General features: G+C 61.5%; 7 protein-coding genes. 6 read left to right on the top strand and 1 reads right to left on the bottom strand.

Features of this window, described 5'->3' with window-relative positions; translation table 11 throughout:
• Positions 1–44: 44 nt before the first annotated feature.
• The gene (locus J3349_RS09135; protein WP_158397017.1) at positions 45–1226 is read left to right on the top strand and encodes an FprA family A-type flavoprotein; all 1182 of its coding nucleotides are present in this window, start codon (positions 45–47) and stop codon (positions 1224–1226) included.
• A gap of 363 nt (positions 1227–1589) precedes the next feature.
• On the opposite strand, the gene J3349_RS09130 is transcribed toward J3349_RS09135, so the two are convergent.
• A complete protein-coding gene (locus J3349_RS09130; RefSeq protein ID WP_207677192.1) occupies positions 1590–2795 on the bottom strand; it encodes an MFS transporter in 1206 nt (401 codons plus the stop codon).
• A gap of 700 nt (positions 2796–3495) precedes the next feature.
• On the opposite strand from J3349_RS09130, the gene pheS reads away from it, so the two are divergent.
• The 5 genes from pheS (at position 3496) to dnaG (ending at position 11008) form a co-directional block, all read left to right on the top strand.
• Positions 3496–4518, top strand: coding sequence for a phenylalanine--tRNA ligase subunit alpha (gene pheS, locus J3349_RS09125; RefSeq protein WP_207677191.1), 1023 nt, complete (start codon positions 3496–3498; stop codon positions 4516–4518).
• Positions 4519–4536: 18 nt separating this feature from the next.
• Positions 4537–6948, top strand: coding sequence for a phenylalanine--tRNA ligase subunit beta (gene pheT, locus J3349_RS09120; RefSeq protein ID WP_207677190.1), 2412 nt, complete (start codon positions 4537–4539; stop codon positions 6946–6948).
• Between the two features lie 128 nt (positions 6949–7076).
• Positions 7077–7697, top strand: coding sequence for a YigZ family protein (locus J3349_RS14270; protein WP_207677189.1), 621 nt, complete (start codon positions 7077–7079; stop codon positions 7695–7697).
• A gap of 512 nt (positions 7698–8209) precedes the next feature.
• The gene (locus J3349_RS09110; RefSeq protein ID WP_207677188.1) at positions 8210–9208 is read left to right on the top strand and encodes a deoxyguanosinetriphosphate triphosphohydrolase; all 999 of its coding nucleotides are present in this window, start codon (positions 8210–8212) and stop codon (positions 9206–9208) included.
• A 21-nt stretch (positions 9209–9229) separates the two neighbouring features.
• Positions 9230–11008 carry a DNA primase gene (dnaG, locus tag J3349_RS09105; protein ID WP_207677187.1) on the top strand — a complete coding sequence of 593 codons (1779 nt, stop codon included), beginning with the start codon at positions 9230–9232 and terminating at the stop codon, positions 11006–11008.
• Positions 11009–11037 lie beyond the last annotated feature (29 nt).

Here is an 11037-nt window from a genome sequence, read left to right as displayed (position 1 = left end):
CCATGGCAGACCATACACACCAATAACAGAGAGGAAATGTGCTTATGAGCGTAAAGAACATCAGCAGCGCCATTCTGGGCGTGGGCGTGGACGATACCACCATCGATTTGTTTGAGAGCCAGTACCCGGTCCCCACCGGCGTCAGCTACAACTCTTACGTCATCCGGGACGAGAAGATCGCCATCCTCGACACCGTGGACGACCGCGCTACCGACGAGTGGCTGGCAAACGTCACCGAGGCACTGGCAGGGGAGAAGCCCGCCTACCTCGTCGTCCACCACATGGAGCCTGACCACGGCGCGAATGTGGCCCGCCTCGCCGCCCTCTACCCCGAGATGCAGGTGGTGGGCAACGCCAAGACCTTCCAGTATATGGAGCAGTTCTTCGGCGCAGAGGCCATCGCCAAGGAGCGCCGCGTCGTCGTGAAGGACGGCGAGAGCCTTTCGCTGGGCGCCCACACCCTGACCTTCGTGTTCGCACCCATGGTCCACTGGCCCGAGGTCATGGTGAGCTATGAGTCCACCGAAAAAGTCCTCTTCTCTGCCGACGGCTTTGGCCGCTTCGGCGCGGTGGCAAAGTTCGACGAGAAGGCCGACTGGGCCAGCGAGGCCCGCCGCTACTACCTGAACATCGTGGGCAAGTATGGCCCGCAGGTGCAGGCTCTGCTGAAAAAGGCCGCTGCGCTGGACATCAAGACCATCTGCCCGCTCCACGGCCCCGTCCTCACCGGCGACCTTGGCAAGTACCTGAACTACTACGATCTGTGGTCCAGCTACAAGGCCGAAGAGCCGGAGAAGGTGCTGGTCGCCAGTGCCTCCATCCACGGCCACACCCGCGCCGCCGCCCACATTCTGGCCGAAAAGCTCCGCGCCAAGGGTGCCAGGGTGGTGGAGATGGATTTGACCCGCACCGACGTCTCCTACGCCGTCACCGAAGCCTTCCGCTGCGGCAAGACCGTTCTGGCCTGCGCCACCTATGACGGCTTCCTCTTCCCGCCGATGGAGAACCTGCTGGCCCACCTCAAGACCAAGGCATTCCAGAGCCGCACCATCGCCCTGATGGAGAACGGCACCTGGGCGCCCATGGCTGCAAAGCTCATGCGCGCCGAGCTGGACGGCATGAAGAACATCACCGTCTGCGACACCGTCGTCACCCTCCGCTCTGCTTCCAACGCCGCCGCTGAGGCGCAGATGGACGCGATGGTGGATGAGCTGCTGAGTAAGTAAAAACGAGTAGAAACAGGAAATCCCCCACTTTCGTGGGGGATTTTCTTGTTTTCTGTCAGTGTTTATGATACACTGATACTGCCGCCGCAAGGCGGTAAGGCACTGTACATACGGCAGGCGGTTTGGTCTCTCACTTCCGAAAGGGGGTGAGAAGATGCCGATTACTTTGACGTTTCACTTGTTTGGACTCACGTTCACACTGCGAATCAAAAAGTAAAACCGCCACCTCTGCCAAGGTGACGGTTTCGGAAAAAGAAATCTAAACCATTGAAGAGGCCAAACCGCTTGTCACAGTGCCTTTTCTATCGTTATTATAGCGCATTGCCGGGCAGCTGTCAAGAAACCCGGCAGTGCGTTTTTTGCTCAGGAGGCGCGCGTCTTTCGGCCAAGCGCCGCCGTGCCGGTCAGCGCCACGAGAACGCCCAGCACGGCAAGGCCCGCACCGGCCTGCCCGAAGGTGTCGCCCACCGCGCCCACGAGGGGGCTGGCGGGTATCATGAGCAGGCTGTAGACCATGCTGTCCACGCTGATGAGGGTGGCACGCTGGTCGCTGGGGATGACATCGTTGAGCTTCTGGTCCTCATGCAGGAGGTAGGCGTCGATGACGCCCTGCACCAGCATACAGCCGAAGATGCAGCCCAGTACCGGGGCGGCACCCACCAGTGCACAGCCGCCGCCGCAGAGCAGGGCGCAGACGGCGTAAAACCGCCGCAGGCTCTTCGGATGGAGCCGCCGGGCCGCTTCAACGCCCAGCATGGAGGCAAGCCCGCTCAGCAGCATCGGCACGAACAGCAGCGCTGTGGGCCAGCCCAGCTCGACGAGCCGCTGCTGGACGAACATCTTGGTCAGGTAGCTGGGGATGCAGAGGACAGCGGCAGAGACGATGAGCTTTGCAGCCAGCGGGGTGGCGCGAAGAGCGGTGATGCTGTCCCGCACCAGCCGCGCGAGCTGGCCGGGCAGGTCGCGGAAGGTCTGCTTCTCCCGGCGGGCCTGCGTCTCGGTGACGATGGGCTCGGTCATCAGGGCGGTAGCGGCAGCGGCAGTGCCTTCAAAGGCGGCGCTCAGCAGGTAGAAACCGGAAAAGCGGAGAAACCGTTCCAGCGTGCTGGCGAGGGACCCCACAGCCGTGGCCAGCATGGAGAGCTGGGAGCAGTTGGCGGAGACCCGGAGGTAGTCGTCTGTCCGTCCGCACTGCTTGAGGCTGTCGTAAGTCAGGGCCGAGGCGGTGCCGGAGAACATGGCGTTGGCCAGTGCGCTCAGCGCCATCGCCAGGCAGATGAAAAACAGGTCCGGCGCAAAGGCCATCAGGAGGTTGGAGAGCACCATGCAGACCCCGCCGGCCACGAGTGTCTTCCTGCGGCCCAGCAGGTCCGCCGCCATGCCGCTCGGCACCTCGAAGGTGAGGCTGACCATGTGGAACACGCTCTCGGCAACGCCGATCTCCCACAGCGAGAAGCCCCGCGCAGCCAGCAGCGCCACCCACACCGCGTCGGTGATGCGCAGGCCGGAGAAGAAGTTGTTGGTATAGATGCAGGCAAGCTGCTTTTTCAGGTTGAGTTTATGGTTCATGGGGGAACACCCTTTCTATTATTATGGATAGAAATGTGTACCCTTTTTATATATTTCTGCGCAAAACAAAAGCGCCCCATAGCAAAGCTGCGGGGCGCATAGATCATGCTCCACGCTCTGCTGAAAGGTATAAAAGGGTACACTTCGAGCCGGAAAAGCTTAGGGGTTTCCTTTTTTGAAGAAAACGCAGCCGTTCCAACCCATCGCAGGTGTACCCTCCTTTCAGTAAAGCGCTGAGTTCAGCATACCATGATAACGACTGAAAAGCAAGAAAAATGCGGATATTCCTTAAAATCTGCCCGCTGTGCTTGCAAACCGCCCCAAAATGTGATAAGATGATTCTCGGTTATCAAAATGACCACGACCTGAATACTCCAAACGCAGCGACGGAGAGAGTAGGCAGGCGCACCGCAGCAAAGAGAGAAGCTTCACCGGCTGAGAGGGCTTCCGCGCGGGCGCAGGCTGAAGTTCGCTCCCGAGCGGCCGGCCTGAACGACAGTAGGGCCGGACGGTGCGCCCCGTTACGGCGTTTTGAGCGCCGCACGGCTTGCGAAAGAGCCGGGCGGAAACCGGGTGGTACCGCGGAGCTGTGAATTTTTAGAGCTTCGTCCCTTTTGCCGGGCCTTTCAGGAGGCCGGGGCAGGGGACGGAGCTTTTTTGCTGTCCGCTGAACAACACGAATGAGAAGGAGAGAACATCCATGCAAGCAATGATCGACGAGCTGGCAAAGCAGGCCGAAGAGAGCCTGGGCCAGGTCTCTTCCAAAGAAACGCTGGCAACTTTCTGGCAGGAATATCTGAGCAAGAACGGCAAGATCCCCGCCCTGATGAAGAATCTGCGCTCTGTCGCCCCCGAGGAGCGGCCGGCCATGGGCAAGATCATCAACGAACTGAAGGCCAAGGTCCAGGCCGAGTATGACGCCGCTGCTGACAAGGTGAAGCAGGCTGAGCTTGCTGCCCGCAACGCCGCCGAGACGGTGGACATCACCCTGCCGGCCAAGACCCGCGCCGTGGGCGGTCTGCACCCCCTGACCCTCGTCACCAACCAGATCATCGACGTCTTCTCGGGCATGGGCTTTGCTGTGGCAGATGGCCCCGAAATTGAGGACGACGACCACAATTTCACCCGCTTGAACGTCCCGAAGGACCATCCCGCCCGCGATATGCAGGACACCTTCTACCTGTCCGATGAGTTCCTGCTCCGCACCCAGACTTCCGGCGGCCAGATCCGCACCATGGACAGCCAGAAGCCTCCCATCAAGGTGCTCATCCCGGGCCGCGTCTTCCGCTCTGACTCCGACGCTACCCACAGCCCCATGTTCCACCAGATGGAAGGTCTGGTCGTGGATAAGGGCATCACGCTGGGCGACCTGCAGGGCGCTCTGAACACCTTCGTGCAGAAGCTGTTCGGTGCCGACACCCGCACCCGCCTGCGTCCCTCCTACTTCCCCTTCACGGAGCCCAGCGTCGAGGTGGACGTGAGCTGCTTCGAGTGCCACGGCAAGGGCTGCCCCCTGTGCAAGCACACCGGCTGGATCGAGGTGCTGGGCGGCGGCGTCGTCAACCGCAAAGTCCTCGAGAACTGCAACATCGACCCGGATGAGTACTCGGGCTTCGCCTTCGGCATCGGCATCGAGCGCATCGCCATGCTGAAGTACGGCATCAACAACATCGGCCTGATGTTTGAGAACAACCTGCAGTTCCTCAAGCAGTTCCACGAATAAGAGGGGAGAGAGCAAACAATGAAAGTACCTTTCAGTTGGTTAAAAGAACTCGTCGATATTGACGTCACCGCACAGGAGCTTGAAGAAAAGCTTTTCTCCTGCGGCTTTGAAGTCGAGGAACTCATCCCGCTGGACGCCGGCATCAGCAAGGTCGTCGTGGGCAAGATCGTGGAGATGGAGCCTCAGGAAGGCACCCATCTGACCAAGTGCGTCGTGGACTGCGGCGAGTATGGCCATGACATCCGCATCAGCACCGGTGCGGCGAACATGAAGCTGGGCGACTGCGTGCCTGCCGCTCTGGACGGCTCCACCCTGCCCGGCGGCATCAAGATCAAGGCCCGCAAGATGCAGGGCGTCGAGTCCAATGGTATGCTCTGCTCCGGCGAGGAGCTGGGCCTGAACGATGACCTGTTCCCGGGTTCTGAGGCCTACGGCCTGCTCATCCTGCCCGAGGACTCCGTCCCCGGCACCGACATCGCCCCTGTGGTGGGTCTGGATGACTACATCTTCGACATCTCCATCACCGCAAACCGTCCCGACTGCCAGTCCGTGCTGGGCATCGCCCGCGAGGTGGCCGCTATCCTCGGCAAGCCCCTGCACATGCCCGCCATGGACTACAGCGCCGTCTGCGACGCCGACGAGCCGATCAGTGTGAAGGTGGAGGCTCCGGACCTCTGCCCCCGCTACATGGCACACTACGTCCGCAATATCCGGATGAGCGAGTCTCCCCGCTGGATGAAGCGCCATCTGGCTCTGTGCGGCCTGCGCTCCATCAGCAATGTGGTCGATATTACCAACCACACTCTGCTGGAGATGGGCCAGCCCATGCACGCCTTCGACTTGAACAAGGTCGCCGGCCGCAGCATCACCGTCCGCCGCGCCGTGGAAGGCGAGAAGATCACCACCCTCGATGAGAAGGAGTTCACCCTGAATCCCAACAATCTGGTCATCTGCGACGCTGAGAAGCCGGTCGCTCTGGCCGGCATCATGGGCGGTGCAAACTCCGGCATGGACGACAACACCACCAGCCTGCTCTTCGAGTGCGCTACCTTCGCCCGCGACTCCGTCCGTAAGACCAGCCGCGCTCTGGGCCAGAACAGCGACTCTTCCGCCCGCTACGAGAAGGGTGTTGACCGCCACTCTCCCGAGCTGGGCCTTGCCCGCGCCCTGCACCTCATCCAGGAGCTGGACTGCGGCGACATCACCACGCTGGAATACGATCTGACCGATGGCCGTCCTCTCGAGCGCAAGCACATCGTCACCACCCCGGCCAAGATCTGCGGCGTGCTGGGCATCACCGTGCCGGACCAGACCATGATCGACATCCTCAAGCGCCTCGAGTTCACCGTGGACGTGCAGGCCGACGGCAGCTGGGACGTCTCCGCACCTCTGTACCGTGAGGATGTGGAGAGCTTCCCCGACCTGGCCGAAGAAGTCATCCGTGAGTACGGCTATGACCACATCGTACCCACCTTCCTGAACACTGCCGCTGTCACCAACGGCGGTCTGAACTACGAGCAGAAGCAGCAGCTCAAGACCAAGCGTCTGTTGGCCGCACAGGGCTTCTATGAGGCTTCCACGCTGGCGTTCTATTCCAATGCCGAGTTCGATATGCTCCACATCCCGGCAGAGGATGAGGCCCGCAAGGCCATCCGCATCCTGAACCCCATCAGCGAGAACCTGTCCGTCATGCGCACCCTGCTGGCACCCTCCATGCTGAACGTCATCGTGGACAACCTCAAGAAGGGCAACGCTGAGGGCCGTCTGTTCGAGATGGCTCCCGTCTACCTCGCCAAGGAGCTGCCCATCAACGAGCATCCCCACGAGCGCCAGACCCTCTGCATCGGTGCTTTCGGCCCCGAAGAGGACTTCTTTACCGTCAAGGGCGCTCTGGAAGCGCTGGCCGCAGGTTTTGACCTGACCTTCACCTACCAGCGTGAGACCACCAGCTGGCTCCACCCCGGCATCAGCGCCGCCGTCTACTGCAACGGCAAGCGTCTGGGCGTCTTCGGCAAGCTGGCCAACGAGATCAACGCGGAGCTGGAGATCGCCAAGGAGCAGAAGGACAGCCAGAACATCTATCTGGGCGAGCTGGACTATGAGGCTCTGATGTCCTGCGTCGAGGGTGAGCTGCGCTATAAGCCGCTGAGCCCCTACGCCGCTGTCAAGCGTGACCTGGCTCTGGTCTGCGACGAGGCTGTGGCCTGCGGCGACATCGAAGAGACCATCAGGAAGGCAAGCCCCCTCATCACGGAGGTCAAGCTGTTCGATATTTATCGCGGCGCAAACCTTGGCGAGGGCAAGAAGAGCATGGCCTTCTCCCTGACCCTCTCTGACCCCGCTGCCGAAGTTTCCAACGAGCAGGTGGAGCGCACCGTCAAGAAGGTGCTGGGCAACCTGAAGTTCAAGCTGGGCATCGAGATCCGCTAAAACTGTTTCACCCGTCCGGAAATGAAGACTGAGAAGCTGCTGCACGGTGTTTTGTGCAGCAGCTTCTTTTTCTTTATGCCGATTTATGCTATACTTATCTTATATATAAAACAGCAGGAGGATTCAGCGTGGAGGATTACCGCACCATCCGGGGAACAGCCATCGGAGAATACGAAGAGAAGAAGAGCCGCTTCATTGCGCAGCTCTCCTTTGCAGACAGCGAGGAGAAGGCCGTGGCCTTCCTCGAGCAGGTGCGCGCGGCCAACCGCACCGCCCGCCACAATGTCTATGCCTACCGCCTGCGGGAGGGGAGCCGGGAGCGCTATTCCGACGACGGCGAACCGGCCAAAACAGCGGGTACGCCTGCCCTGGAGGTCTTGCAGCACAGCGGACTGACCGACCTCATCGTGGTCATCACACGCTACTTCGGCGGCGTGCTGCTGGGGACCGGCGGCCTCGTCCGGGCCTACACGACAGCCACGTCCCGCGCACTGGAAGCCGCCGAGGTGGTGACGGTGCGCAGCGTGGTGGCGCTGGATGTGACGGTGGACTACGGCCTCTATGAACGGGCAGACCTGCTCATCAAGGCGGCGGGCGGCAAGCTGGCCGAACCGGAGTTCACCGATAAAGTCACCCTCCGCTGGCAGATGCCGGAGCATACCGAAGGGCCGCTGCTGACGCAGTTACAGGAGCTGACAAGAGGCACGGCGAAGGTGGCAGTGAGCGAGCCGTTCTATGCGGCGTTTTAAGAGCGCTTTACCGGTAGAACCTCTCAGTCTGCTTCGCAGACAGCTCCCCTAGTAGGGGAGCCCTTGGCAAGCCGGGCCACTTCCTACTGGACGCCCGAGGTCCGATATGGCGCAAAAGGGCGGGCCTTGCTACAGAGGGCAGCAGCTTCTGGACAACGCACCTTGTCAAGCTGCCGCTGCCCTGGACAGCGGAGCACTACAGCCCACGAAACGAATAAACTTTGCTCGTTCAGTGGGAACTTGACCGACATGCCAAAGCCTCCCCTCGATAGGGGAGGTGGCTGCGCCAGAGGCGCAGACGGAGAAGTTTCGCCCACGGCAGCGTCGAAACCAGACAGAAAAATGATAAATACCAAAAATTACCATATGACAAGTCGAAACATTTTCTGACGAAGAGACATGGATTTTCCCCCTTCGACAGGGCGAATCGGTTACAATAGCCGCAGACGCGGCATTGGGATCGGCCGCGCGCGGAGAGGAGGGAAAACGAGAGAAAAAAGGAGGGACACAGGATGGATGTGCGCACACGCACCGAAGAGATCGAGCGGCTGACGCTGGCCCCGTGGGCGACGTTCAGCGATGCAAGCCGGGGCAGGCAGAGACCGGAGGAACAGGACCCCATCCGCCCTGTGTTCCAGCGGGACCGTGACCGGGTGATCCACTGCAAGGCGTTCCGGCGGCTCAAGCAGAAAACGCAGGTCTTCCTCTCGCCGGAGGGCGACCTCTACCGCACCCGCCTGACCCACACGCTGGAAGTCTCCCAGATCGCCCGCACCATCGCCCGGGCGCTGCGGCTCAATGAGGACCTGACCGAGGCCATCAGCCTCGCCCACGACCTTGGCCACACCCCCTTCGGCCACGCCGGAGAGCGGGCGCTGGATAAGCTCACGCCCGGCGGCTTCAAGCACTATATGCAGAGCCTGCGGGTGGTGGACAAGCTCGAGAAGGACGGGCAGGGCCTCAACCTGACCTGGGAGGTGCGCAACGGCATCGTCACTCACACAAAAGGCATTTGGGCCGCGACGCCCGAGGGCCGCATCGTGCGGATGGCCGACCAGATCGCCTACGTCAACCACGACATTGAGGACGCCGTCCGGGCCGGTGTGCTGGACCCGGCCACCCTGCCGAAGGACTGCACTGCCGTGCTGGGCCAGACGAAGTCCGCCCGCATCACCACCATGATAAACAGCATCCTCGCCCACAGCGACGGGGATGTGGGGGTCGGCGCGGAGGAGAACGAAGCCTTCCTCGCCCTGCGGGACTTCATGTATGCCACCGTGTATGTGGACAAGACCGCCAAGGCCGAGGAGCAGAAGGTGGACAAGGTCATCGGGGAGCTGTACGAGTATTATCTGGCTCATGTGGACCAGATGTCCAACTTCTACGTCCAGCTGGCCTATCAGGACAACCCCGAGCGGGCCGTCACCGACTATATCAGCGGCATGAGCGACGAATTTGCCATCCGGACCTTTGAGGACGTCTTTGTGCCTCGCAAGTGGCACGTTTTGTAAAAAGGAGCGCCGAACATCTTTATGATCCCACACGAATATATTGAAGAGCTGACCCGCCGCACCGACATCGTGGAGCTGGTGGGCGGCTATGTCCAGCTCAAGCGGAAGGGCCGGCTCTACGGCGGTCTGTGTCCCTTCCACAGCGAGAAGACCCCTTCGTTCTACGTCTATCCGGACACCCAGAGCTTCTATTGCTTTGGCTGCGGTGCAGGCGGCGATGCAGTGACCTTTACCAAAAAGATAAACAGCATCGACTATGTGGAGGCCGTCAAGCTGCTGGCCCAGCGGGCCGGTATGCCCGAGCCCACCGAGGACGACAAGACGGGTCGTCTGCGCAGCCGCATCCTCACCATGAACAAGGACGCGGCCCGCTTCTTCCACGCCTGCCTCAACTCCACCGTGGAGGAGGCCCGGCAGGCCCGTGCCTACTGGCGTCGGCGAGGCCTCGATGACAAGACCATCAACCGCTTCGGGCTGGGCTACGCCCCCGACGACGGGCAGGCGCTCTACCAGCATCTCCGGGACAAGGGCTACAACCAGCAGGAGCTGGACGCCAGCGGCCTGTTCAAGCGGAGCCAGTCGGGCCGTATCTACTGCCTGTTCTGGCGGCGGGTCATGACCCCCATCTTCGATCTGCGGGGAAACATCATCGCCTTCGGTGGCCGTGTGCTGGACGACTCTAAGCCCAAGTACGTCAACAGCCCCGAAACGCTGGTCTACCACAAGTCGGACACGGTGTTCGCGCTCCAAATCGCAAAGCGGAGCGCCTCCCATCGGTACGTCCTCTGCGAGGGCTACATGGATGTCATCTCCATGCATCAGGCGGGCATCGACACCGCTGTCTGCGCCTGCGGCACGGCTCTGACGCCCGACCAGGTCAAGCTCATCAGCCAGTATGCCGATGAGGTCATCCTCAGCTACGACTCCGACGAGGCGGGCCAGAAGGCCACCCTCCGCTCGCTGGAACTGTTCCGTAACAGCCCGGTGCGGGTGGGCGTGCTGCAGATCCCGGGCGCGAAAGACCCGGACGAGTACATCAAGAAATACGGTGCCGACCGCTTCAAAGCCCTGCTGGACGGCGTGGGCAATGCGCTGGACTTCCGGCTGGGCCGTCTGCGCAGTCAGTACGACCTCAAACAGGATGCTCAGCGCCTCGAGTACGTCAAGGAAGCGGTGGAGATGCTGGCGCAGCGCTCCAACCCCACCGAGCAGGAGGTCTACGCCGGGCGTCTGGCCGAGGAGACGAACATCTCCAAGACTGCCATCATGGCCCAGCTGGCCGACGCCGTGAAGAAAGCGGGCAGCTGGCGCCGCCGGGAGCAGAACCGCGCCCGCCTGAAAGAGGGCGAAATGGACCAGATCAAAGTCCCCTACGGCGCAGGCCGGGGCGCACTGGGCATGGCCAGCGCAGAGCAGCGGCTTCTTGCCGCCATGCTGCGGGAGCCGGGCTATATCGATAAGGTGAGCGCCCAGCTCAGGCCGGAACAGTTCTTGCAGCCCCAGCAGAAGGAGCTGTACGAAGCCATGCTCCGCTGCAAGGAGCAGGGGGTGGAGGTGAGCCTCGCCACCCTGCGGGCCTTTGTCAGCGAGGAAGCTCTGAATGAATTGAGCCGTCTTGCGGCACAATACAGCGATGTGAACTGTACGCCGGAGGACATCAAACTCTATCTGGAACGCATTGCCCGGGGGACTCCCGTGGCCAGCCGCGCCGCCAGTATGTCAACCAACGATATTGAACAGTATCTCCAGTCGATGCGGGAACAAAAGCAGGGAACTGCTGACGCAGAAGATTCGGTCTGATCTCTCCACCGGCTGGGGCCGGAAGGAGA

The sequence above is a fragment of the Faecalibacterium sp. Marseille-P9590 genome (genome assembly GCF_017377665.1).
GTDB lineage: Bacteria > Bacillota > Clostridia > Oscillospirales > Ruminococcaceae > Faecalibacterium.
This window is presented reverse-complemented; position numbering and strand designations above follow the sequence as displayed.